This window comes from Acinetobacter sp. PW68 (assembly GCF_020982655.1).
Classification (GTDB): domain Bacteria; phylum Pseudomonadota; class Gammaproteobacteria; order Pseudomonadales; family Moraxellaceae; genus Acinetobacter; species Acinetobacter towneri_A.
In genome coordinates this window covers 1,419,315-1,443,580 of sequence record NZ_JAHZSX010000001.1, presented here as the reverse complement: position 1 = coordinate 1,443,580, position 24,266 = coordinate 1,419,315, and the positions used below count along the sequence as shown (strand labels likewise).

26 protein-coding genes, 5 pseudogenes and 1 other annotated feature are annotated in these 24,266 nt (G+C 38.4%); of the genes and pseudogenes, 20 read left to right on the top strand and 11 right to left on the bottom strand.

All coding sequences use genetic code 11. The annotated features are described in order from the left end of the window. Positions 1 to 5: 5 nt before the first annotated feature. Positions 6 to 923 carry a LysR family transcriptional regulator gene (locus K1T76_RS06950; RefSeq protein WP_178866655.1) on the bottom strand — a complete coding sequence of 306 codons (918 nt, stop codon included), beginning with the start codon at positions 921 to 923 and terminating at the stop codon, positions 6 to 8. A gap of 93 nt (positions 924 to 1,016) precedes the next feature. Here K1T76_RS06950 and K1T76_RS06945 point away from each other — a divergent pair, with 93 nt between their 5' ends. The 6 genes and pseudogenes from K1T76_RS06945 (at position 1,017) to K1T76_RS06920 (ending at position 6,970) form a co-directional block, all read left to right on the top strand. Then, entirely contained in the window at positions 1,017 to 2,258 is a 1,242-nt protein-coding gene (locus tag K1T76_RS06945; protein WP_230244886.1) for an acyl-CoA dehydrogenase family protein, read from the top strand. Positions 2,259 to 2,386: 128 nt separating this feature from the next. Beyond that, positions 2,387 to 3,508 (top strand): phosphotransferase family protein, encoded by a 1,122-nt coding sequence (locus K1T76_RS06940; RefSeq protein WP_125280109.1) that lies wholly within the window; start codon positions 2,387 to 2,389, stop codon positions 3,506 to 3,508. Next, the gene (locus tag K1T76_RS06935) at positions 3,505 to 4,203 is read left to right on the top strand and encodes a histidine phosphatase family protein (protein WP_125280108.1); all 699 of its coding nucleotides are present in this window, start codon (positions 3,505 to 3,507) and stop codon (positions 4,201 to 4,203) included. The genes K1T76_RS06940 and K1T76_RS06935 overlap by 4 nt, the downstream gene beginning before the upstream one ends. Positions 4,204 to 4,213: 10 nt before the next feature. Beyond that, positions 4,214 to 4,957: an SDR family oxidoreductase gene (locus K1T76_RS06930; RefSeq protein ID WP_230244884.1), complete on the top strand. Its 744-nt coding sequence runs from the start codon at positions 4,214 to 4,216 to the stop codon at positions 4,955 to 4,957. A 160-nt stretch (positions 4,958 to 5,117) separates the two neighbouring features. After that, a pseudogene (locus K1T76_RS06925) lies at positions 5,118 to 5,827 on the top strand (SGNH/GDSL hydrolase family protein). 552 nt (positions 5,828 to 6,379) lie between these two features. Continuing rightward, positions 6,380 to 6,970 (top strand): uracil-DNA glycosylase family protein, encoded by a 591-nt coding sequence (locus K1T76_RS06920; protein WP_230244882.1) that lies wholly within the window; start codon positions 6,380 to 6,382, stop codon positions 6,968 to 6,970. 64 nt (positions 6,971 to 7,034) lie between these two features. Here the strand turns inward: K1T76_RS06920 and K1T76_RS06915 are convergent, their stop codons facing one another. Continuing rightward, positions 7,035 to 8,558 (bottom strand): phospholipase D family protein, encoded by a 1,524-nt coding sequence (locus K1T76_RS06915; protein WP_230244880.1) that lies wholly within the window; start codon positions 8,556 to 8,558, stop codon positions 7,035 to 7,037. Positions 8,559 to 8,751: 193 nt separating this feature from the next. Here K1T76_RS06915 and K1T76_RS15125 point away from each other — a divergent pair. Both K1T76_RS15125 and K1T76_RS15120 read left to right on the top strand, forming a co-directional pair. Continuing rightward, positions 8,752 to 8,928 (top strand): annotated as a pseudogene (locus K1T76_RS15125) (alcohol dehydrogenase catalytic domain-containing protein); the annotation flags it as partial. Then, positions 8,926 to 9,139: pseudogene (locus K1T76_RS15120) on the top strand (S-(hydroxymethyl)glutathione dehydrogenase); the annotation flags it as partial. The pseudogenes K1T76_RS15125 and K1T76_RS15120, both read left to right, overlap by 3 nt. Before the next feature lie 115 nt (positions 9,140 to 9,254). On the opposite strand, the gene K1T76_RS06905 reads toward K1T76_RS15120, so the two are convergent. Continuing rightward, a protein-coding gene (locus tag K1T76_RS06905) for an IS4-like element ISAba1 family transposase (RefSeq protein WP_085940413.1) occupies positions 9,255 to 10,345 on the bottom strand; the annotation gives its coding sequence in 2 pieces (ribosomal slippage) (positions 9,255 to 9,805 and positions 9,805 to 10,345; 1,092 coding nt in all). 510 nt (positions 10,346 to 10,855) lie between these two features. On the opposite strand from K1T76_RS06905, the gene K1T76_RS06900 reads away from it, so the two are divergent. After that, positions 10,856 to 11,914: a 3-deoxy-7-phosphoheptulonate synthase gene (locus K1T76_RS06900; protein ID WP_230244878.1), complete on the top strand. Its 1,059-nt coding sequence runs from the start codon at positions 10,856 to 10,858 to the stop codon at positions 11,912 to 11,914. 93 nt (positions 11,915 to 12,007) lie between these two features. Here K1T76_RS06900 and K1T76_RS06895 read toward each other — a convergent pair whose 3' ends face one another. The 5 genes from K1T76_RS06895 to K1T76_RS06875 all read right to left on the bottom strand — a co-directional run bounded on the left by K1T76_RS06895 (position 12,008) and on the right by K1T76_RS06875 (position 17,535). Next, positions 12,008 to 13,204 (bottom strand): MFS transporter, encoded by a 1,197-nt coding sequence (locus K1T76_RS06895; protein WP_230244877.1) that lies wholly within the window; start codon positions 13,202 to 13,204, stop codon positions 12,008 to 12,010. A gap of 291 nt (positions 13,205 to 13,495) precedes the next feature. Continuing rightward, positions 13,496 to 13,870 (bottom strand): glycine cleavage system protein GcvH, encoded by a 375-nt coding sequence (gene gcvH / locus K1T76_RS06890; protein WP_230244875.1) that lies wholly within the window; start codon positions 13,868 to 13,870, stop codon positions 13,496 to 13,498. 71 nt (positions 13,871 to 13,941) lie between these two features. Then, entirely contained in the window at positions 13,942 to 14,970 is a 1,029-nt protein-coding gene (locus K1T76_RS06885) for a helix-turn-helix transcriptional regulator (RefSeq protein ID WP_230244873.1), read from the bottom strand. Between the two features lie 227 nt (positions 14,971 to 15,197). After that, positions 15,198 to 17,057, bottom strand: a complete 1,860-nt coding sequence (locus tag K1T76_RS06880) for an ABC transporter ATP-binding protein (RefSeq protein ID WP_230244871.1) — start codon at positions 17,055 to 17,057, stop codon at positions 15,198 to 15,200. 241 nt (positions 17,058 to 17,298) lie between these two features. After that, positions 17,299 to 17,535: a VF530 family DNA-binding protein gene (locus K1T76_RS06875; protein ID WP_002058193.1), complete on the bottom strand. Its 237-nt coding sequence runs from the start codon at positions 17,533 to 17,535 to the stop codon at positions 17,299 to 17,301. Between the two features lie 119 nt (positions 17,536 to 17,654). Between K1T76_RS06875 and K1T76_RS06870 the strand changes: the two are divergent. Further along, positions 17,655 to 17,815 (top strand): annotated as a pseudogene (locus K1T76_RS06870) (IS3 family transposase); the annotation flags it as partial. 105 nt (positions 17,816 to 17,920) lie between these two features. Here K1T76_RS06870 and K1T76_RS06865 read toward each other — a convergent pair. After that, positions 17,921 to 18,306 (bottom strand): annotated as a pseudogene (locus K1T76_RS06865) (ISNCY family transposase); the annotation flags it as partial. A 441-nt stretch (positions 18,307 to 18,747) separates the two neighbouring features. Next, on the bottom strand, positions 18,748 to 18,960 hold the full coding sequence (locus tag K1T76_RS06860; RefSeq protein ID WP_317098220.1) for a hypothetical protein: 213 nt from the start codon (positions 18,958 to 18,960) through the stop codon (positions 18,748 to 18,750). A 96-nt stretch (positions 18,961 to 19,056) separates the two neighbouring features. On the opposite strand from K1T76_RS06860, the gene K1T76_RS06855 reads away from it, so the two are divergent. The 4 genes from K1T76_RS06855 (at position 19,057) to K1T76_RS14935 (ending at position 21,018) form a co-directional block, all read left to right on the top strand. Then, positions 19,057 to 19,254: a hypothetical protein gene (locus tag K1T76_RS06855; RefSeq protein ID WP_230244869.1), complete on the top strand. Its 198-nt coding sequence runs from the start codon at positions 19,057 to 19,059 to the stop codon at positions 19,252 to 19,254. A 12-nt stretch (positions 19,255 to 19,266) separates the two neighbouring features. After that, positions 19,267 to 20,486, top strand: a protein-coding gene (locus K1T76_RS06850; RefSeq protein WP_180106673.1) for an IS3 family transposase whose coding sequence is annotated in 2 segments (ribosomal slippage) — positions 19,267 to 19,543 and positions 19,543 to 20,486 — 1,221 coding nt in all. Because the reading frame shifts where the segments join, the coding sequence is not laid out codon by codon here. Then, positions 19,542 to 19,658 (top strand) — a sequence feature (AL1L pseudoknot). Its footprint overlaps the gene before it by 117 nt. A 97-nt stretch (positions 20,487 to 20,583) precedes the next feature. Next, complete coding sequence (locus tag K1T76_RS06845) at positions 20,584 to 20,799, top strand: hypothetical protein (RefSeq protein WP_179994542.1); 216 nt, start codon at positions 20,584 to 20,586, stop codon at positions 20,797 to 20,799. A 93-nt stretch (positions 20,800 to 20,892) separates the two neighbouring features. Continuing rightward, the gene (locus tag K1T76_RS14935) at positions 20,893 to 21,018 is read left to right on the top strand and encodes a hypothetical protein (protein ID WP_257222353.1); all 126 of its coding nucleotides are present in this window, start codon (positions 20,893 to 20,895) and stop codon (positions 21,016 to 21,018) included. A 326-nt stretch (positions 21,019 to 21,344) separates the two neighbouring features. On the opposite strand, the gene K1T76_RS06840 is transcribed toward K1T76_RS14935, so the two are convergent. Next, positions 21,345 to 21,557, bottom strand: coding sequence for a hypothetical protein (locus K1T76_RS06840; protein ID WP_317098220.1), 213 nt, complete (start codon positions 21,555 to 21,557; stop codon positions 21,345 to 21,347). Between the two features lie 96 nt (positions 21,558 to 21,653). On the opposite strand from K1T76_RS06840, the gene K1T76_RS06835 reads away from it, so the two are divergent. The 6 genes from K1T76_RS06835 (at position 21,654) to K1T76_RS06810 (ending at position 24,102) form a co-directional block, all read left to right on the top strand. After that, positions 21,654 to 21,857, top strand: coding sequence for a hypothetical protein (locus K1T76_RS06835; RefSeq protein ID WP_230244865.1), 204 nt, complete (start codon positions 21,654 to 21,656; stop codon positions 21,855 to 21,857). A gap of 11 nt (positions 21,858 to 21,868) precedes the next feature. Next, a complete protein-coding gene (locus K1T76_RS06830; protein ID WP_179994542.1) occupies positions 21,869 to 22,084 on the top strand; it encodes a hypothetical protein in 216 nt (71 codons plus the stop codon). A gap of 2 nt (positions 22,085 to 22,086) precedes the next feature. Continuing rightward, complete coding sequence (locus tag K1T76_RS06825) at positions 22,087 to 23,226, top strand: replication initiation factor domain-containing protein (protein WP_230244863.1); 1,140 nt, start codon at positions 22,087 to 22,089, stop codon at positions 23,224 to 23,226. Between the two features lie 4 nt (positions 23,227 to 23,230). Next, the gene (locus tag K1T76_RS06820; protein WP_179994433.1) at positions 23,231 to 23,533 is read left to right on the top strand and encodes a hypothetical protein; all 303 of its coding nucleotides are present in this window, start codon (positions 23,231 to 23,233) and stop codon (positions 23,531 to 23,533) included. Positions 23,534 to 23,649: 116 nt separating this feature from the next. Beyond that, complete coding sequence (locus tag K1T76_RS06815) at positions 23,650 to 23,838, top strand: hypothetical protein (protein WP_179994434.1); 189 nt, start codon at positions 23,650 to 23,652, stop codon at positions 23,836 to 23,838. A gap of 18 nt (positions 23,839 to 23,856) precedes the next feature. Then, positions 23,857 to 24,102, top strand: coding sequence for a major capsid protein (locus K1T76_RS06810; RefSeq protein WP_230244861.1), 246 nt, complete (start codon positions 23,857 to 23,859; stop codon positions 24,100 to 24,102). Positions 24,103 to 24,266 lie beyond the last annotated feature (164 nt).

Here is a 24,266-nt window from a genome sequence, read left to right as displayed (position 1 = left end):
ATAGCCTAAGCAAAAATTTTAGAAATTTCCTCTCTTAAGAAATAATGCCTTGAATTTTCCTGTAAATCTTTATGCCAATACATCCCCATATTAATTACAGGCAAGTCTACAGGCACATCAAAAATATTCAATTTTTGGCTCATATTCAAATGCTTTAAAATCATTTTAGGAATAGTTAGTATGGCTTGAGGATGCTGCTGTAAAATCTGTAAGGCTGTAGAATAGTGCTGACAACGTAAAAAAACCTGCCGTGATAATTGCTTTTGATGCAAATAAATATCTTCTAGCAACATACCTGTACGCCGTGATGAAACCCCAATATGTGCAGAAGATAAATAAAGTGCAGTATTCATTTCTTGTTGTGAACTACAGACCACAAATTGGTCTTGAACTAAGGATTGAAACTGAATTTTATCGCCAAAGTTTTGTTCTAAATCAATTACAAAATCAATTTGTTGTGTTGCTAAATCTGCCAAAACCGTTTTGCGGTCTAATTTGTGGCTCAGAAATTGAATATCCAAGTTCAACTTTTGAAAATGCGCCACCAATTTAGGAAAAATAATCGGTTCAATTTCATCATGGATAGCAATTTTGAGCGATTGCAACATATTCGGCTCAAATTGCTGTTTCTGTATTGCAATACTTTGAATCGCCAACAAGGCATTTTTAATCGTCGGATAAATTTGCTCGGCAAAAGGCGTAGGCAGCATTTTATTGCCACTTCGCACCAGTAAATCATCTTGTAAATGTTGTCTTAAACGCTGCAAAGCATGACTGGCGGCAGATTGGCTAATACACAAAATTTGTGCAGCTTTGGAAATACTGCGCTGCTCATAAATTGCAACAAACATCGGGTATAAATTGATGTCTAAACGATGAAAAACGGCAAGATCAACTTTTGCATTGTTATGAACATGATTCATAGTGTTTTATTGAATTAAATCATTTTGTTCATATTAGTTTTCAAGTTAAGGTGTTGTAAAGCAATGAATACAATATTTTAAGGGATTTGAACCATGTTTGAGCTATCTGCACGCGCCAAAGACTATATAGAACGTACCAAAGCCTTTATTGCCCAAGAAATTGAGCCGATTGAAGCTGAATTCTGGGCAGAAGTTCACGAATTAAATCAGGGTGGTGACTGGACTAAATGGCAATGGCCAGCACAATTAGAACAATTAAAAGCCAAAGCCAAAGCTGCAGGTTTATGGAATATGTTTTTACCTTGTCCAGAATTAGGTCAGGGATTATCCGTTCAGGAATATGCACATATCGCTGAACTTTCTGGACGAAGCCTGATTGCACCTACCGTCTTTAACTGTAATGCGCCAGATAGCGGTAATATGGAAGTATTGTGGCGCTATGGTTCTGAAGAACAAAAACAGCAATGGTTGATGCCACTTCTGGAAGGGAAAATCCGTTCAGTGTTCTGTATGACTGAACCTGCTGTGGCTTCAAGTGATGCTACCAATATGCAGGCGACGGCGGTAGTTGAAGGTGATGAAATTGTTTTGAATGGTCGTAAATGGTGGTCTTCAGGTTTGGGTGATCCAAATGCCAAAATCATCATCTTTATGGCACATACACCGGATGAATCCAAAGACCGTCATCATCAGCATTCCATGGTTTTAGTTCCAGTCGATACTGCAGGCGTAAAAATCGAACGGATGCTTCCAGTCTTTGGTGACTATGATGCACCACATGGCCACGGCGAAGTCAGCTTTGATAATGTTCGTGTTCCAGTTTCGAATTTTATTGGGGGTGCAGGTCAAGGCTTTGAAATTGCCCAAGGGCGTTTAGGGCCAGGCCGTATTCACCATTGTATGCGTTGCATCGGTGCTGCTGAAAAATCATTAGAGTTGATGATTGACCGGGGTATGAGCCGTACCGCATTTGGTAAAGAGATTTTAAAACTGGGTGGTAACCTGGAACGTGTGGCAGAAGCTCGCGTTGCCATTGATCAGGCTCGATTATTAACCTTGTATGCTGCCTATAAAATGGATACTTTAGGGAATATGGCAGCACTGACTGAAATTTCTGCAATTAAAGTGGTCGCGCCAAGTGTGCTGGAAAAAGTCGTGGATATGGCGATGCAGATTCATGGCGGCGCAGGCGTGTCTAGAGATACACCGCTGACAGCCTTTTTTGCTCAAGCCCGAAGTTTACGTCTTGCTGATGGGCCAGACGAAGTACACAAAGGCATGATCGCCAAACTTGAGTTGGCAAAACGTGGTTATCGTAGCAGCCGAAAAAAATAAGTCAGTTGCGAATTTTTTATTGTGTCGCTCGATAGTGTATTGGCAATATTTTCTATATTGCCGATACATCACAAGTGAACACCGAAAATCTATGTTAGATTAAAAAAATGGGAAATTAGGGAAAAATAATGTCAGTTATTGATGTAGGCGGCACAGTACGCAAAGGTGAAGAACTCGATATTCAGGCAGTGACAGCATGGTTAAAACAACAAAATGTCGATGTCTTAGAACCTGTAGAAGTCACACAATATTCAGGCGGTGCATCTAACTGGACATATCGCCTCAAGTACAGCAATGCTGATTTAATTTTGCGTCGTCCACCTAAAGGTACTAAAGCTAAATCCGCACACGACATGGCGCGTGAATATCATGTACAAAAGAATTTAGCTCCGTTTTATCCTGTATTACCTGAAATGGTAGCACTATGTCAGGACGAATCTGTCATTGGCTGCGATTTTTACGTGATGCAACGTATTGAAGGTATTATTCCACGTGCAAAATTGCCACCTGAGCTTGATTTTAGCGAAGCGCAAGTGCATGAACTTTGTGTAAATGTCATTGATAAACTCATCGAGCTGCATCAAGTACCTTATGCAGGAACTGAGCTAGAAAAATTAGGGAAAGGTGATGGTTATTGCCGACGTCAGGTAGAAGGTTGGGATGCACGCTATGCCAAAGCGCATACCATTAACGTGCCATCTTTTAAATATGTGCGTAAATGGTTACTAGATCATATTCCTGCAGATTCTAAAACCTGCATTATTCATAATGACTGGCGTTTTGATAATGTGATTTTAGACCCCAAAAATCCAACTCAAGTGATTGGGGTTTTGGATTGGGAAATGGCAACACTGGGCGATCCACTCATGGATTTAGGCTCTGCTTTGGCATATTGGGTGGAAGATAGCGATAACCAAATTTTTAAAGCAACTCGTCGTCAACCAACTCATTTAAAAGGCATGTTCACACGTCAGCAAGTGGTGGATTACTATTTGCAAAAAACTGGATTAAGCACCGACAACTGGACTTTCTATGAAGTATTTGGAATTTTCCGTTTAGCCGTGATTGCTCAGCAAATTTATTATCGTTATTTCCACAAGCAAACCAATAATCCTGCATTTAAGGATTTTTGGATTGTCATTCATGCCTTGCATATTCGTGCCTTAAAACTAATTGGTTTGCAAAAACTGGAAGCAAATGAACTGGCGCAAAAATATATCACCAAATTTAAGGAATTGATGCCGAAATGACCACTATTTATTTAATTCGTCATGGGCAAGCATCTTTCGGGGCAGAAAGTTATGACCAACTTTCGCCCAATGGTGAGTTACAAGCCAAATTGCTCGGACGTTATTTTGATCGCATTTTAAAAGAAGCACCTTATGTAGTGGCTGGTTCAATGCAGCGTCATCAGCAAACTGCTCAACTCGCTTTGTCAGAATGTTTTCCTGAGGTCGAAATTCATACCGATAGTGCATGGAATGAGTTTAATCATCAACAGGTTTTTGCGCGGTATGAACCGCGTTTTAATCAACCTGAATTGATGAAAGAAGATGTCGCGAAAGAGGCCAATCCTCGTGCATATTTGGCAAAAATCTTTGAGGGTGCGATAGAACGCTGGACAGGCGGTGAATATCACCACGAATATGAAGAATCTTGGCCGCATTTTAAACAGCGTGTCGAAAATGCATTGCAGCATTTATGTGATGACTTAGCCCAAAAACAACCACGATATGCTGTGGTATTTACTTCTGGTGGTGTGATTTCTGTGGCTGCAGGTAACATTTTAGGCTTAACGCCCAATAAAACCTTTGCATTGAACTGGGCAATTACCAACTCAAGTATCACCACTTTGCGTTTGGTCGGTAGTGAACCACAACTGTTAAGCTTGAATGAACATCATTTTATCAAAGCTGAAAACTCAAATTTATTGACTTGGATTTAAGGATCAAACCATGACAAAAACAATTCTAATTACAGGTGCAAGTTCGGGTATTGGTGCGGGTATGGCATGTGAATTTGCTCAAATGGGTTATAACCTTGCGATTTGTGCCCGACGTATAGAGCGTTTAGAAACACTGAAACAAGAACTGGAAAGCCAGTTTGGTGTTCGTGTCATTGCAAAAACGCTGGATGTCACCAATTATGATCAAGTGTTTCTGGTATTTCGTGAATTTAAACAAGACTTTGGACAAATTGACCGCATTATTGTCAATGCAGGCGTAGGCGAAGGGCGCCGCATTGGTAAAGGCAATTTTGCCATCAACAAAGCTACGGTAGAAACAAACTTTATTTCAGCTTTGGCGCAGTGTGAAGCTGCAGTTGAAATTTTCCGTGAGCAAAATTCAGGGCATTTAGTGATGATTTCATCTATGAGTGCTATTCGTGGAATGCCAAAACATCTTACTGCTTACGGCGCAAGTAAAGCTGCTGTGGCGCATTTGGCAGAAGGGATTCGTGCAGAATTAATTGATACACCTATTCAAGTTACGACTATTTTTCCAGGTTATATTCGCACAGAAATCAACGAAGGTGCAAAAAAACTGCCTTTTGAAGTTGATGAAAAAACAGGTTCTCGCTTACTTGCAGCAGAAATTGAAAAAGCACCAATTAAAGCCTATGTACCTAAATGGCCATGGTTGCCACTAGGTTTAGCTATGAAAGTTTTACCATTAAAATTGGTCAATAAGCTCGGCTAAATCGCAGTAATCATCGTAATAAATAGCATCCTGAAATTTAAAGCTGTTGATGAATGAAAACTCTTTAAATGACACGATGCTATTTTTATATTTAAGTATCTACTTTTGTTTGGGTTTTAAAATTTGTATTTTCGGTTTTCTTATTTAAGAGTGAAGTGTCATGTGGCTTAGAGCAGCAACCCTTGCCTTAATTCCCGCTTTAGTAATTCAGGGAAGTCGCGTAAAAAAAATACGATTCGATTGCCAGAGGCTGAGGGCGAACGTGAGGGTATTACAGGGCAAGGGCAAACGCTGTCATTATTGATTTTAGGAGATTCTGCCGCTGCAGGTGTTGGGGTAGCACATCAAAATGATGCGCTATTGGGCGCTGTGGTTTCTGCCTTGCAACATCAGTATCAAGTACATTGGCGTTTAGAAGCACAGTCTGGAGATACGACCTCACAACTCATTCAAAAGATCAAAAAAATGGTAAATCAAAAATATGATGTCGTGGTTACTTCTGTTGGTGTCAATGATGTGACTCGCTTAATGCCAGCACGAACTTGGATCAAACAACAGCAACAATTTTATCAGCTTATTCAAGCGAAATTCCACCCTGAATTAATCATTGCTACTGGCGTTCCACCGATGCATTTATTTCCTGCATTACCCAATCCCTTGTCTTGGCTATTTGGACAATACGCTAAAAAAATGAACTTACAATTAGAAAAAATGATTGTACAACAAGAAGATATGCAATGGATTGAATATGATATTCAAAAATATCAATCCATGGATTTAGAAATGGCAAAAGATGGTTTTCATCCAAGTAAAGAAATTTACCAAATTTGGGGCAAAGAAATCGCGGAGAGGATTTTAGAACGGTTTTAGGTAGAATTATTATGACCTAAGATGTGAAAACCACTTTTTGCTCTCCATTCCTTTATATTTAGTAGGCTATTATTGCTAGACGCAGATTTAAATCACAAATGCTCGCGACATGACCTAACTAGCTATAGCTAGATAGGAGTAAGGACGTGAATCATGATATCGCTCATTATTTGGTGAGCTTGTACCCGATTTTGATATTGTACTAAAAGTAGTGCATGTGTTGGGTTTAAATTTGACCGTGACATATACCTCTACTTCTGCGAGCGTTTGACTCAACTTTAAGAAGTATAGTTAATGTCATATTTTACCTTGTAATAGTCTATGGCTCTGTCAAGCGCCTAACTTAACTAATAATCTGTATATTTTGGAATTAGCTTTTTTATAGATATTATTGAAAATTCCACTGTCATTTAAATCAACAATTTTCATGCAAAAAAAATAATATTGTGAAAACCTTGTGAATTTGATTTTAGCCAAATCACCTATGACCATTACACTTTTTAGCTAGAATAAGATGATGAACACAATTTGCAGCTAAGGGTTAATTTATTAATGACTGATTTTGAAATAGAAACCCATCCACTCGAACCCTTTTTACCCGCCAATGCCAAGCTGTTAATGCTGGGGAGTTTTCCACCCCCTAAAAGCCGTTGGAAAATGGATTTTTATTATCCGAATTATCAAAATGATATGTGGAAAATTTTTGGTTTATGCTTTTTTCAAGATAAAAACTACTTTTTAGATTTAGAAGCTAAAAATTTTCATCTGCATAAAATTATTGATTTTCTAAACACTACAGGTATTGCTATTTCAGATACGGCGCAGCAGGTGATTCGCTTAAAAGGCAATGCATCAGACAAATTTTTACAGATTGAGAAACCAATGGATATTGCAGCACTTTTAAGCGATATGCCTTTATGTCAAAGCATTATGACCACGGGCGATAAGGCGACAGATACACTTATGTTATCTATGCCTGAATCTGCCGAAAAACCTCAAATTGGGCAGGCGACACATTGTTATTTTGCCAAGCGTGATTTGCATTTATACCGAATGCCTTCATCTTCAAGAGCCTATCCTTTGGCTTTGGAGAAAAAGGCAGAAGCGTATTTTAAATTATTTAAAGAAATAGGCTTACTATAAGAAACTTTGAGGTCATTGCAGGGAAAGAAATTTGCTTCAATCAACTAATGCATACCCGATGTCATTACATCATCCATTCAACAGGGAATAATGACACTGTTTTCATTATAAACCGCTGAAATTGTGTGGTTTCAGGATCATAATGATAGGTTTGAATACTGCCATTTGCCTGATGATCTAACCAAATAATTTGATCGTTTTTATCTAATTTTAGTTCATACGCAATTTGTGGCAAATAACGGTCTAAAGATTGATAAACATCGTTTTGCAATTGTTCAGATTCTAACACCAAGCCAACCTCGGTATTTAAGTAGGCAGAACGAGGATCAAGGTTAAAAGAGCCTACAAAGACCATACCATCTATATCAAAGAATTTGGCATGCAAACTTGAGGAATTTTTGCCTTTTGCGGGAATTACATTACCCGTTGCAACTTCATACCAAGTACGTTTTTTTCTCTCTATATAAGGCTTAAATTCATATAAACGAATGCCTGATTTAAGTAAATCTTTTCGATACTGCTGATAAAAAGCATGTACCAAAGGTACATCATTGGCTGAAAATGAATTAGTTAATACGCGTATCTGTATTCCTTGTTTAGCCAGCTGTGTAAGTGTTTTAAGCCCATCATCCGTTGGAACAAAATAGGCAGAAACCAGTTCCAGATGTTGTTTTGGTTCACCCATTAACTTTAACATTTGCTTATAAATGAGTTGCTCGCCTTGTGCTGTACCTCGAATTTTATTTGGCGAATCTGCGACAAAATACGCTCGAACCCACTGTACAAGTCGGTGTTCTAATTTGATGTTGATTTCTTCTTGTGCATTATCCACGCGTTTACGAATTTTATCTTTATATTTGTTATTTAATTCATAGCGATGACGTAATTCACGCAATTTCAACGCGTTTCCTGTGCCTAATACTTGCTTTACCGAATAACTTAGTTCGTCATTCCAAAATTCTAAAAAAACGGCATTAGCTTGGGGAACAGCGCTGCCATAGAATAGGATATCCATATCTGTAAATTGAAAATTTTCACTGGCATCAAAATATTCACGGCTGATATTGCGCCCACCTGTCACGGCAATTGCACCATCGGCAATAATTAATTTGTTGTGCATACGGCGATTGATTTGTTTAAAACGAAACAAATAATCCATGACACGAAAATGCCGATATTTGTATGGATTGAAAATTTTTATTTCAAAATTAGGATGTTGGACAAGCTGTTTGAAAGTTTGATCAAGTTGTGTACCATTTTGATCGTCAATTAATAAGCGCACTTTTACACCACGATCGGCTGCTTTGAGCAGTTCAGCCAACATCAACTGACCGATTAAATCATCTTCCCAAATGTAATATTGTAAATCTAAATGATGCCGTGCATTTTGAATCAAATATAAACGCGAGGCGATGCTACCAAAGGCATCATTTAGCGAAAGATAAGCAGTTAAATTTTTAGCTAAGTGCGCTTCAATTTCCTGACCATTCAGCCAATGATCGACATAATGGGCAACAGGGCTATCTTTGCTCGCTTGATTCGTCGGTAAACTGCATCCTGTCAGTAAAATTGCGTAAAAAGCGAACATTCCAAGCCAGTAATAAGATCTTCGGATCTTCATAATTATTCTTAAGTCATTCTGTATTTATACATGGCGATTATCCTCATGTTAATGCTTGAAACTCTAAATAGAAAGAGGATTTTGTTATCTATCTATTAGGGATAATATGCTCATAAAATTATGAGTAGCCATCGCATTCGGTCTAGGTTAACCGTTTGAAATTGATGATGAACCATCGCAGGCTGGAGAAGTCTTGATCAAAATTACCCACATAAGGGTATGCTATACCGATGCATTTACCTTATCGGGTGAAGACTCTAAAAGGTCTTTTCCAGTAGTTCTTGGGCATAAAAATGTGGATATTATTGTTGAAGTTGGCGAAGATGTGAGCAGTGTATTAGTTACTGGTCGAACATGGAAAGGAACAGGATTTAGTGGTGAAAAAAGGGCGTTCGCGATTGCCAGACATGGTTGAAGAGGCTATGAAGGGTGATATTCAACTCGAACCATTTGTAACCCACACCATGGGATTATCTCAAATTAATGAAGCATATGATTTAATGCATGCAGGTAAATCTTTTTGTGGTGTGATTCACTTTAATCAGTGATAAGTAGCACGCTTAAATAAAGACACAACTAAACCCAAGTTTCACCTTGTTTTTTTTAATCTCCGATTTGCTAAAGACCGTAAATTAATTTTGCTTACTCTGTACACGACAAATTTCACAGAACCCTTATCCTATCAGGGTTCTGCCTTCTTAAAATTGCCAAAATTTCCTTAAACTCTTCTTTTTTCCCAAAACCAATTAAACGCTGAATCGCCATTTGAACATAGTCTAAACCATAGCGAAATAAACTCATTGAGAGTCGTCCATGCTTCTTTATTTTTATCGCTTTTTTTTGATCATGTTGCCATTCACCCGTTAAGTAACACCAACAGAAGCTTATAGCTAACACCGCAATCAATTTTTTCACTCGTCTAGGGTCTGTCAAGCGCGTATTTTCAAGATTAAACCCGCGTCCTTTGAGACAACTGAATAAGGTTTCAATTTCCCAGCGTAATGCATAATCCTGAATAGCATTGGCATTAAACTGAGGAGAAACGACGAGTAAAAGCTCTCCATTTTCTAACTGTAGTGCACTTATATATAGTTTCACCCGACCAACCAAAATCCGTCGTTTACGACATTCAATTTGACCAACTTTAAGATGGCGAAATAAATCACTAATTTTATGATTCTTTCCTAAATGATTGGTGACAATGAAGTTTTTTTAACACGAATGCAGAAGTTGATGTCTTGTTCAATTAACCATGTAAACCACTGCTCACCGATAAACTCTCTGTCTGCGAACACATTCACAATACGGTCTTTACCAAAAATGGCTATAAAGCGTTGAATCAAAGCAATACGCTCTTTCGTATCTGAATTTCCACGTTTATTAAGCAATGTCCAAAGGATAGGTATCGCTATTCCACGATAAACGATTGCGAGCATCAGGATATTAATATTTCGTTTTCCCCATTTCCAATTGGTTCTATCTAAAGTCAGTTGCACTTGGTCGAATGAAAACATATTGAAAATCAACTGAGAAATTTGACGATAATCAAAATACTGACCTGCAAAGAAGCGCTGCATACGTCGATAAAATGATTGTGGTAAGCACTTGATGGGCAAGGCTTTAGATGCAGAAGAAAGATTACATGTTTGCTTTAAAATAATCACAAGCATGATGAGCGCAAAGCACTTTAAATGTGACTTGTTCCATTTTAGATATTTGTTTAAGATAAGATATAACTCATTGAGATGTGTCATAGTATTCGTCGTTAGAAAACAATTATTATGACATTATTTCAATGAGTTATCTATTTTTGTCGTGTACAGAGTTTTGCTTAACTTTGATAAATACATTCAATAAAAATTATTTTACAAAAAGGATTGCCAAACGGAACAATACAGCGTATTTTAATTTTGACAGCTCATTTTTTGATGAAAACAAGATGTTAAAGCAACCTTTAATCGCAAACGCTTACTATTACTTTTGGCAGTTTCAATGATTGCCTGAGTCGCGTTCGGGCAAAAGGTTGCCCACCAGTTGATACCTGATCGGCAACCCTGATCAGGTTTTTTTATGTCTGGTGTTTTAAATTTTATAATTATCTCGGAGATTTAATCATGTACAACGTTAATTATTCATACTTTAGCAACTTTTATTGGTTTAAGTTTAGTCAATCTATGACCCAAGCCTTGCAATCCATTAGACCCACAACGCTGAAATAAATGATCGGACTGAAAAAAAGAGTAACAGTCCAAAGGAACAGACCAATGAATGCCTTAAATACTGCCTTACAACAACAAACCCAAAACACTGAAATTAGTTTAAGTTTACCGCATCAACTCAAAGCACAATTCCCACTTTCATCTGCGCTAAAACAACAAGTCGCACAGCATCGACAAATTATTCAGAACATTTTAGCGGGCACAGACCCTCGCTTATTGGTCATTGCAGGACCTTGTTCAATTCATGATCCGCAAGCAGCACTCGAATATGCAGAAAAATTAAAACAATTACAAAGCCAAGTTTCAGATCAAATTTTCTTGGTGATGCGTGCCTATATCGAAAAACCACGTACCACAATAGGCTGGAAAGGCTTTTTGTATGACCCAGACTTAGATGGCTCAGCAAATATGCAACTAGGCTTAGAAAAATCACGTGAACTGTATCTACAAATTATAGAAATGGGTTTACCGATTGCCTCTGAAATTTTAAGTCCAATGGCTACAGGATATTTTGATGATGTACTGGCTTGGGGTGCAATTGGCGCACGGACCAGTGAATCACAAATTCACCGTGAAATTTCTAGTGCCATGCCTTATAGCATTGGTTTTAAAAACGGAACTGATGGCTCCATTCAAATCGCCTTAGATGCAATTCAATCGGCGAGTCATCCACACCAATTCATGGGAATGAGTCAGTCAGGTTTGCCTGCCATTTTGTCTTCACAAGGTAATCCGCACGCGCATTTAATTTTACGTGGCGCAAATTCAGGACCAAATTATCATTTGGCAGAAATTGAGAAAATTCAGCAAAAAGCTAAAGGGCAGTTGCCTGCATTGATTATCGACTGTAGTCATGGCAATAGCCATAAAGATCCACAACAACAACCGCAAGTCTTGCGTACCATTGTGGCAGAACGTGAACAGACGCAAGTCCGTGGCATCATGTTAGAAAGTCATTTGGTCGATGGGAATCAAAAGATTTCTTGCGAGATGACCTATGGTCAATCTGTAACCGATGGCTGCTTGGGTTGGGATAAGACTGAGCAACTGCTCATTGAGGTCGCTGAAAGCTTAAATCGTCAGATTTTGGCTAAAACTGCATAAAAAGAAAACTCCAGAAACCCAAAAAACCTTAAATTTCAGGTTTTTTGGGTGGCTGTATTGAAAAATCTAATCTTCTTCAATCGGGTTTTAAATTTAAGCCTGAATGTCTGAATGGGGTTGTTTTGCTACAACAAATTTATAGAAAACTAAACTGATCAATGTCAAAACAGCACACAGTAAATACGCCACTGTATAACCATAACCTGCAATGATATAACCTAAAACTAAAGCACCCATGGCAATTCCAATGTCATAACAACAGAAATAAGTTGAAGTAGCAAGTGCAATGCGGTCTTTTGGTGACCGTTGAATGGAAATGGTTTGCAAACATGGCTGTGCTGAGCCAAAACCGATACCAATCAATACTGCTGCAAACATAAAGCCGATCACACTTTGTACTTGGCTCAAGACAATTAATCCTAAAGCAAATAGTGCAATTGCAGGATAAATCACCACGCTCGGCCCACGACGATCATAAATTTTGCCTGTAATAGGGCGCAAACTCATCATAGAAATTGCAAATACCACAAAGAACAAACTAGCATAAGACAGCATGTGGCGTGATTCTGCAAAAGTTGAAATAAACGACATAATGCTGGCATACGCAAAAGATACCATCATCGTCATCAGTGAAACTGGCAGAGCTTTTTTCTCTACAAAATCATATAGTCCTAATTTACGTTTTGGTGTCGATGCCACTTTTACTTTATTAGCTTGTGCCACAAGCGGAATCATCAAACAAAAAGCAAAACCCACCCAAACACTTAAAGACAATAAAGTTGAAATGGCTGAATAGGAAATGGTTTGAATCAAACCTAAGCCAATTAAAGGTCCCAATACAATCCCTAAATTTACCGACATCAAAAAATAGCCCATACCTTCACCTTTTCGACTGTCTGAAATGAAGTTATTGGCAATAGGAACGGTAACTGTGGTGACAATGCTGAACCAAATCCCATGTAAAAAACGCAGTACGAGTAAAAACACTAAACTATCTACAAAAATGTATGCCACGCTACACAGACAAAACATGATTTCAGATACGTATAAGGTTTTCTTTACACCAAATTTTTCAATAATCAGCCCGCAAAATGGACGAATCGCGATTGCAGATAACATAAACAAAGTCATGGCTAAACCTGCCTGGAACAGGTTACCGCCCAACTCATTCACAATATAAATAGGCAAAATTGTTGTTTGCGCAAAATAAAATATGAATAAGAACAAGTTATTCAATAAGCAGAAAATAAATGACTTATTCCATAAATGTTCAGTATTTATAGCAGGCATAACTTAAACCTATATATGGTGTGTGAAGCAGAGTGAAATGTGTACTTTGTTATACAGATGCTTTGTTATTGCAAGTTATCACACCCCAAGATCATGCAAAAATAATAAATCATTTACGTGAAAAGTGTAGTTTTTTTTAATAAAATTATGGGAAACATGAGGTTTTGTTTCTGTTTTTTTATTTTTATCAACTAAAGATAATTTAATTTATTTTACAAATTAGAATACAAAAAAATCAGCCGAAGCTGATTTCTTTGTATTTGAGCGACTCAAAGCTGCAAATTTTTAGGCTTATAAGCCAGATTCATATTCCGCACTCGATAAAAGTTGTTCTACATCTGCCATATTGTCTGGTTTGATTTTATAAATCCAGCCTTTGCCATACGGTTCATCATTTACAAAGTCAGGGTCATCATCTAAATTGCTATTTACTTCGACGACTTCACCTGAAACAGGTGCGTGAATATCTGAAGCTGTTTTAACAGACTCAACGACGCCAGCTTGTTCACCCGCAATGACTTTTTGACCAACTTCAGGCGTTTCTACATAGACTAAATCACCTAAAGCATCTTGTGCGTGGTCTGAAATACCCGTGACGACCAAATCACCTTCAATACGCACCCATTCATGTGTTCTTGCATATTTTAATTCCGCTGGGTGATTCATTAGATAACTCCTTAAATTGTATCGAACCTTTTTGCCATGTTTTATACATGCTTTTTGCCAAAAACAAAAGTTTATAAATACGGATCTTTACGCCAATTGCTCGGACTACGTCCACTCCAGCGTTTAAAAGCACGACTAAAATTAGCTACATCGCTATAACCCAATTCATCGGCAATTTGTTCAAGCGTGTAGTCCGTACGGGAAAGCAGGGAAGTCGCATGCCTATAACGGACTTCATCAACCAAGTTTGAAAATGAAGTCCCTTCTGCAGCCAGATGGCGTTTAAGTGTGCGGTCTGACATGTGTAAATGATCGGCAACATTTTCAATGCTTAAATAATGCTGTTCCGCGTGGGTTAAAATATCACGCACACGCATAGAAATGCGACGACGTTCACCTAGAGCTGAAAGTTCGGCTTCACATTGATTAATCGCAATTTGACTGGCAATAGGATCGGCATTAATCATTTTTAAGTCCAGATATTGCTTGTCAAAACTTAAACCTAAATAAGGCTGATCAAAACGAAATTGATGATAAGGGAATTTAGTAAAATATTGCTCAAAACCTGCAGGTTTAGGAAAGTCAAAATCGACTTCGCCCGTAAAGTGTTGGGTACCTGTCATGGCTTTACTCATGGTAATCATGCCAATGATTAAAGCAATGGCGATTTCTGTGCGTAAAGGTTCCATGTGAATGTCGCACTGCAATTGCAGATTGGCTTTTTCACCAAAAGTCGAGAAAAACAACTGTAAAAAGGGCATACGCAGTTGAATAAAACGATTGGCTAAAATCAGTGCATCACTAATTTCATGCGCAGTCATAATTGCATAGCCTATAAAGCCATGAATTGAAATACGCATTTGCGTACCAAGATGATAACCGAGCGTCGATTCACCTGTGAGTTTTAAAGCGTGTTTGACCAATTCATTGGCAAGAGGCGTTGGAATCCGAAATTCTGGGTCTGCCAACATTTCGCTATTGAGTTGAAATGGTGCAAATAAGGTATCTGCGTTATAGCCCCAACGGGATACAACATCTAAAACCAATAAGCCATAGACCCCTGGAACACCTTGTTCCTGACGTGCTGATATTGTTTTCATGCATGTTCCATTGCATTTGCTAATTTTATTTTAATTTACCTTAGCGACTGTCATCTATTTTTAGCTTAGCTTGCCAAACAACTGCATCACAATGTAGATGACATATTGCATCTTGGCATGAAAATTAAAGATATTCTATGAAAATTGTTAGACAAAACAGACTTTGACTACATGCGATAAATCTGCATCTCATCAAAGCCTGAGTAACAGCAAGATTACTGGATATCTTAATGTTTATCTGTTGATGGTTTTACAATTTTATCTTGTTCGACTAAAAAACCACCTGTTTGACGCTGCCAAAGTTGTGCATAAATTCCGTTCATCGCAACTAGTTCATCATGCGTACCTTGTTCTGCAATACGTCCTTGATCAAGCACAATTAAACGATCCATTTGTGCAATGGTGGATAATCGGTGTGCAATCGCGATTACAGTTTTACCTTGCATCAGTTCATCAAGGCTCGACTGAATTGCCGCTTCAACTTCAGAGTCAAGCGCGCTGGTGGCTTCATCTAAAATTAAAATAGGCGCATCTTTTAAGAAAACACGGGCAATGGCAATACGTTGACGTTGTCCGCCTGAAAGTTTAACACCCCGTTCTCCCACGTAAGCTTCATAGCCTTTTTTGCCACGTAAATCGCTCAATTGTGGAATAAATTCCTCTGCTTTAGCTTTGCGTACTGCTTCAAACATTTCTTCATCAGTGGCGTCAGGTCGCCCATATTTAATATTTTCAGCCACAGTACGATGTAATAGTGAAGTATCTTGAGTCACAAGTGCAATGTTTTTACGCAAACTGTCTTGGGTCACATCTTCAATATTTTGCCCATCAATCATAATTGAGCCGTGTTTAAGTTCATAAAAATGCAAGAGCAATTGAATTAAGGTCGATTTACCTGCACCTGAGCGTCCCACAATACCAATTTTTTCGCCCGCACTAATATGCAGATTAAACTGGTCAATTACGTTTTTACTGTTATAAGCAAAACTTACATCTTTAAACTGAATTTCGCCTTGAGTAACTTGTAATGGCTTCGCATCGGCTTTATCTTGTATCGCAATTGGACGTCCAAGAGTTTTCATACCATCTTGTATGGTGCCGACATTTTCAAACAGGGCAGAGGTCTGCCACATCATAAACTCGGCAATACTGTTCAATTTAAGAATCATGGCTGTGGTGGCAGCAATAATACCTAATTCAGCACGACCATTGAGCCAAAGCCAAATAGCAGTACCTAAAACACCTACATATAGCACCACACTCAGTAAATTAATGCTGATTTCATATTGAGCGCCCAAACGCATTTGTTTATAAACTGTCACCATAAATTCTTGCATTGATGCTTTGGCGTATTGGCTTTCACGACCTGCATGCGCAAATAATTTTACGGTTTGAATATTGGTATAAGCATCCGTCACACGTCCTGTCATCACCGCACGTGCATCGGCTTGTTGATTGGATACTTTGCTCAAACGTGGAACAAAATAAGCTGCGGCAAGAATAAATAAAGCTAACCATAGCAATAATGGCAAAATGAGTATTGGAGAAATTGCGCCCATCACCAGACTAATCGTAATAAAGTAAATGAATACATAGGCAAGCATATCGCCCAAAATGACCCAAAACTCCCGTACGGCTAAAGCGGTTTGCATGACTTTGGCAGACAGTCGTCCTGCAAAATCGTTATGAAAAAAATCTAGGCTTTGTTGCAGCATTAAATTATGAAAACGCCAACGCAAGCGCATTGGAAAACCGCTGTATAGTATCTGATGCTTCACAATCGACTGCGCACTGGCAAAAAAGATATTCGCCAATAAAATACAAAACATCAAAGTGAGGTTCTTTTGATGTTGCGCAAGGAAAGTATCTGGCTTACTTTGACTAAGCCATGTGACTAAATCGCCAATTTTTGCATATAACAAAGCTTCAAAGCTGGCAGCGCCTGCAGTACATGCAACCAATAACAATAAATATGGGCGCACACCTGAAGTTGCTTGCCAAACAAAGGCAAAAAAAGTGGTTGGCAAGGGTTCGGTCAAACCTTTATTTGGATAAGGATCTATAAGTTTCTCGAACCACTTGAGCATACGATATTACCTTGATGACTAAACTTAAATTTAACGACATACAAAATTAAAGGAATTAAAAACAAGTGCTTGGGATAAAACCAAGGGTGTTCACCTGAATTTTCATAACGAATAACACTCCAACTTGTAGAGCTAGTTTACGCCATAACACAGCAAATGTTGAAAGAAGAAATATAGATGGTTAATTTGCATACAAAACCATGTCAAAGATTCACTTTTATCTATAGGGTGTTGCCTAAGGCTAGGGTTTCTGTTTTGCTTTTTGACGTAACACGTACAAATATAAGCTTTCTACTTTTTCACGTGCCCAGGGTGTGGTACGCAAGAATCGCAATGATGATTTAACACTTGGATCTATGCAAAAACATCTAATTTCAATTTTACGACTTAAACCTTCAAAGCCACCGTAGTAATCCAATAATTCATCCAAAATGTCAGCAAGTTTTTTGCCGTGTAAAGGGTCATTGGAGGTGTTCATAATAGATCAATCGTATTTTGGGTGGCCATTATTATAACCCGGTACCAGGTTTGTCGGAGACAAAATTTTCTGAGATGAGAAGCATTGCTTTGCAAGACCTAGCGAAGCGTAGTGATCCGATGAAAAACCTAAATACACCCGCTGAAATCAGAGATAGAGCGGTTCAATTATTGATTGAATGTGAAAAGATTATCCATCGAATTGGGCTGCGATCACTGCGATTGTGCCTAAAATTAGTTGCACTCCTGAAACTCTACGAGTTTGGTATCAAAGATATTTATAACTGAATATTTAATTTATCATCACACCTAAAACCATAGAAAATTAGGTTTTACAGATATTTTCTTGTGCTAGTATTTTTAGAATTTAGCTATAGATCAACATAAAATTGCAGATATACCAGCTTGCCAGTGGCATCATTGATACTCACCAATAAACAGCAATTAGCAGCCCGTCCTTCAAACCAGTCAGATATGAGCTATTTATCTGCGTCAGCTCGAAGTAATCCTATTTATGGGCGGATTCAGGCGCTTGGAGTGAGGAGTCGATAAATCGGCTGCAATCATCCAAGAACCTAGTGTTTCTACTGAGATATCAAAACTATGAAAGGTGTGAGCTTTTCATGCACTAAATTTGAGCTTTATATTTCTGCTATAAGCGTCTCATCTGACGTTCTGAGATATGAAGTAGCTGAGGAGTCTAAGATTGGGTTATGCGTTGATCGCAGATTTCCTGCAAGACCGACAATCGTTTAAGTTCTTTATCCGACATAGACACCAATATATCAAAACGTCAGCTAAGCAAATTGCAGAAGTGTATATTCTAAAAGCGGACATTTTTACTTTGGAGAAACCGGACATTTCTATTTTGGAGTTACAAAAAATAATTGCGTATAATCCCTACATTATGTTACTTGCCACGTCCTTGATAACTTACTCGTTCAGTTATCAAGGATGTTAAAATAGGCAAGTAACACCAAGTGGCATTTAACATTAATGTTCATTATACGAAATCGAGGTAAACGCTATTTTTACAATCGCTTAGATGTAAATATTACGTTTCTGCAGAATTACACAAATAGATATACAACATGCCAGTACTGTGGACGTACTTTGATTTATGCTGATTTATATACACATTTAAGAAAGTTTCATAATTACGAGGGGAAACCCTTATATCTAGATTGAAAGAGGGCGAATGAATCGCCCTTTTTTATCTTGGAATTATTAATTTTCCTGATTCAGTGATTTCTACTAAATCTATCCCTTGTTCTAGAACAATATGAGCTAGTTCTGTGTCTTTGACTGGTTCAAGTTTTTTATTAATTAAAATTTTATTAAGTTCAACAGCCTTTTTACGTAATAGCTCCTTTTCTCTTTCATTCAATCTAAGCATTTGCGCCATTGGTTTGAGTTTCCGATACATATTGATTTACTCATTCTATATAAACTTGTATACATGCTTTACATGATACATGTAAATCTGTTATCTTTTGGTCAATTAGAAACATGTATACATGCTATGAATACAGAACAAGCCTTAGAGTTTGAAAAACTGCTCAAGAATCTCGAAAAGTCAAAGACTGTTCATACTGCTGATTTGCGTTCAAAAAAGGTTCGTCAATTCATGCGTGAAAATGTGCATTTTGAGGGTGACCTTTGGTATGAGCTGCTAGAGCGTCTGAACCGTACCGGGTTTGTCGGAGACCACTTTTCTTGAGAGAATGTCCCGATGAAAAAAGTAAAATACACCCCTGAAATCAGAGATAGAGCGGTTCAATTATTGATTGAATCCGAAAAAGATTATCCATCGAATTGGGCTGCGATCACAGCAATTGCGCCTAAGATTGGTTGTACTCCTGAAACACTTCGTGTTTGGTATCAAAAATATTTAGATAAACAAAATCCAGTTAAAGTACAGCAGCTTTCAGACCAAGAACGTATCAAACAACTCGAACGCGAAAATAAAGAACTGCAACGCGCCAATGAGATTCTACGTAAAGCAGCCGCTTTTTTCGCCCAGGCGGAGCTCGACCGCCCACACAAATAATGGTGGATTTTATCCATAACAATAAAGATCGATATGGTGTTGATGCGATTTGTAGGATTTTACCGATCGCAGCTTCAACCTATTACCGAACTTTAGATCTCGCTGACAATCCAGAACATCGAGCGAAACGAGATCTACATGATGAGCATCATGCTGAACAAATTCAACGAATTTGGAAAGAAAGTTCAGGTCGATATGGTGTGCGTAAGGTCTGGCAACAATTGAAACGTGAAGGTTATGTTATCGCACGTTGTACAGTTGCTCGATTGATGCAGAAGCTAGCTATACAAGGTGTTTGGCGTGGTAAGAATAAACAAACCACCCGTAGCCGAGATGATCAAAAAAGAGCAGATGATTTAGTGAAACGTAATTTTAATGCTGATCATCCTGACCAACTGTGGGTGAGTGACTTTACGTATATTCAAACTCATTCAGGCTGGGTCTATACCGCCTTTATTATTGATGTGTTCTCACGAGCAATTGTTGGATGGAAAGTATCTACACGGATGAATACAGATATGGTGCTCGATGCACTTGAGCAAGCATTGCACGATCGAGGCATGCCAAAGAATGTGATTCATCATTCCGATAGAGGTGTTCAATATCTTTCTATTCGCTATACCAATCGTTTAGAAGCTGCAAATTTACGAGCATCAGTCGGTACGACTGGTGATTCATACGATAATGCTTTGGCTGAAACGGTGAATGGCTTATACAAAACAGAGGTGATTGAATATTTAAAAGCAGATTGGCAAGGTTTAGCAGATGTACAACTTGCGACACTAAACTGGGTAGATTGGTTCAATAAAAAGCGTGTACACAGTGCACTGGGTTATGTATCGCCTTTTGAGTTTGAAGCAATGTACTATGATAAGATTAACCCGTTAGGTCAGGTGGCCTAACTTAAATAAAAAAGTCTCCGACAAACCCGGTACGGTTCAGTCGCCAAGCTGCTTATAAAGCTGCTATTGCAAACATTTTTAAGTAAGGGCTTCGGATATGGAAAAAGAGCAAGCTTTTGAGATCGTTTCAAAGATTATTTTTGACAGAGGGTGTCAATTAATCATTGGGGGCAATCCTGCTTATGAAACAGAGCGGGTTCTTTTCCATATCGAAATGTGCATGGTCGAGTGGGGCTATCGTTCTGCAAAGGTTGCAGAGTATTGCGAAATGATCAAACAAGAAAATGATCACTTGCGTTCGATGGGGATTTAATAATGTTCAATAAACAATCGAATACAGCGAGTTTACAGTGGGGATTGAATACCCCCACTAATAAGATGCCTGTAAAGATCACTGGAGCATTGAATGCAACAAGAATATATAGATCAGGCTTTGGCTGTTGCTGATTCTTTTTATAATTTGGGTTTTGCTCAAGGTTTGGCTTTTGGCATTTTTATAGCGTTCATGGTCTACATTAAAGTGTCCGATTGATTGCGTATAATCCCTACATTATGTTACTTGCCACGTCCTTGATAACTTACTCGTTCAGTTATCAAGGATGTTAAAATAGGCAAGTAACACCAAGTGGCATTTAACATTAATGTTCATTATACGAAATCGAGGTAAACGCTATTTTTACAATCGCTTAGATGTAAATATTACGTTTCTGCAGAATTACACAAATAGATATACAACATGCCAGTACTGTGGACGTACTTTGATTTATGCTGATTTATATACACATTTAAGAAAGTTTCATAATTACGAGGGGAAACCCTTATATCTAGATTGAAAGAGGGCGAATGAATCGCCCTTTTTTATCTTGGAATTATTAATTTTCCTGATTCAGTGATTTCTACTAAATCTATCCCTTGTTCTAGAACAATATGAGCTAGTTCTGTGTCTTTGACTGGTTCAAGTTTTTTATTAATTAAAATTTTATTAAGTTCAACAGCCTTTTTACGTAATAGCTCCTTTTCTCTTTCATTCAATCTAAGCATTTGCGCCATTGGTTTGAGTTTCCGATACATATTGATTTACTCATTCTATATAAACTTGTATACATGCTTTACATGATACATGTAAATCTGTTATCTTTTGGTCAATTAGAAACATGTATACATGCTATGAATACAGAACAAGCCTTAGAGTTTGAAAAACTGCTCAAGAATCTCGAAAAGTCAAAGACTGTTCATACTGCTGATTTGCGTTCAAAAAAGGTTCGTCAATTCATGCGTGAAAATGTGCATTTTGAGGGTGACCTTTGGTATGAGCTGCTAGAGCGTCGCCAAGCTGCTTATAAAGCTGCTATTGCAAACATTTTTAAGTAAGGGCTTCGGATATGGAAAAAGAGCAAGCTTTTGAGATCGTTTCAAAGATTATTTTTGACAGAGGGTGTCAATTAATCATTGGGGGCAATCCTGCTTATGAAACAGAGCGGGTTCTTTTCCATATCGAAATGTGCATGGTCGAGTGGGGCTATCGTTCTGCAAAGGTTGCAGAGTATTGCGAAATGATCAAACAAGAAAATGATCACTTGCGTTCGATGGGGATTTAATAATGTTCAATAAACAATCGAATACAGCGAGTTTACAGTGGGGATTGAATACCCCCACTAATAAGATGGGGGTAACGGTATCTGATCCTCGCATGGACTCAACGGATTGGGATTTGCAATTACCATTTGCACGTACAAACCCTGTGCCATACATGCACATGATTTCAACAACGTCAGGTGCTAAACCTGTTCAATGTCGTTTACCTGCTGACAATGAGATTGCCGTTGTCGATTGGGTCAACTTTACAATCGGTATTGAAACAATGGGGGATCGTTTTCTAAATACAGAAGATGATACAGACGAAAATCGTTGGTTAAGTGCAATTACTGCATTAGATACGCATCTTGAGCATATTTTTGGCTTTGCCACCACATCACAAAACCGTACAGGTCGTAACTTTTACAAACAATCGTATGTACTAGGTCAAGATATGGGCTTGGTCTGCATTGGCGGGCAACGTAACACAATATTAATCATGCTTTCGGGCAAAGGGTGCGCCTTTGCTGATTCAGGTTGGGAAAAACGTCTATATAACTTTTTAAATGTCATTGCAAAACGTCCAAAACTAACACGTATTGACTTAGCACATGATGATTTTGAAGGGAAAAATATCAATGTCGATTGGGGCGATCAGCAAGACAGCTTAGGCGGTTTCCAGTGTGGCAATCGTGCCCCGAATATTGAATATAAAGGCAACTGGAAGCGTCCTAATGGTCGAGGTCGTACTCTCAATATCGGCTCTCGTGAATCGGGAAAATATCTGCGCTTATATGAAAAGGGTAGAGCAGAGGGTGATCCAGATGATAATTGGCAACGTGCAGAAGTCGAGTTTAAAGCTGTAGATCGTATTTTGCCGTTTGATATGTTGCTTGCACCAAGTGAGTATTTTCTAGCGTCTTACCCATGCTTTCAACAAATTGCCCAAGATATACAGCCTGCACGTATTGAAACACTAAAGAAAAATGCAAGCATTTCCGCAAGAACTGCATTGAATACGATACGTCACCAGTACGGCAAATATATCAACTTATTCAAACAGGTTTTTACACCTGATGAACTTATCACTTTAATTTCACACCCTGACAGCTTCGCATTCCCGAAGCGGTTAGACCATGTCTCGCTTACTGCAATGAGGATGTAACGCCATGATGCAATTCAAAAACAAAGTAAAAATTTTAGGTGCTAAATCTGTCGATTTTAAAACCGAAGATGGACGCCATTACAACCACGTTGCACTGTATTGCGAAATTCCTTTGGATCAGTCGCAAGGTAATACCGTTGGCAATGCTTGTGAGATTTTTAACTGGCAGGACAGCACAAATTTAGTTTTGTTACGACAGCACAAATTTCCGCTTGAAGCAGATATTACTTTTGAAGCCGTAACAACGGGTAAATCTATGAAATACGTGGTTAAGCATGTCGAGCTGCCACCAGTAAACAAGGCATAAGGCATGTATCAGTTTCATGGTCACTATGAATGTTCTAAATGCTATTGCTGTTTTTTCTACATTGAAGCTTTAGAAAAGCATGAAAAAAGCTGTAATGGCTAAGGGATTTTTAAAACATGGCATACGTCTGTAAAGAACTACAAGTCATTGAGGGTGTGCAAACGTGTGCAATGTGGGTTGAGCAATCAAGCTTAATCCCCGAACTAACCTATACAGAAGCCAATTTAATAGGCGGTGCGTTCATGTCTGTAATGGTTGCTGTATGGGTTATCAATCAAGTCAAGTTTGCAATCAAGCGAACTTAAAAACTGGAGAGTCTGACAATGTCAAACCTTAAAAATGTTGAAGTGATGGAAAACACTCAAAAACGCCAAAGCTTTAAAAACCGTGCTTATGCGCTAGTTGCTGCCAGTGCTGTAGCTGCTCCTGCAATGGCTGCGGAAGATTGGTCAACACAAATTGTTACAACCATTACTGGAACAGTTGCGACTGTATCTGCAATCGGTCTAGCGGTTTTAACACTTTATGTAACCGCTAAAGTGTTTAAGTGGGTCAAAACTGCGATGTAACACAACTAAGGCGAGCCAAAGCGTTTTTGGTCGCCGAGGGCTCGCAGGCGTAAAAACGCAGGCGAGCTTTTTTTATATCAGGGGGTTCTATGACTGGTGAAGTGCTTGGTGCTTATTTAGTGTTGTTTATGTGGTTCGTTGTTGCGATCCGTTTGTTTAAGTAA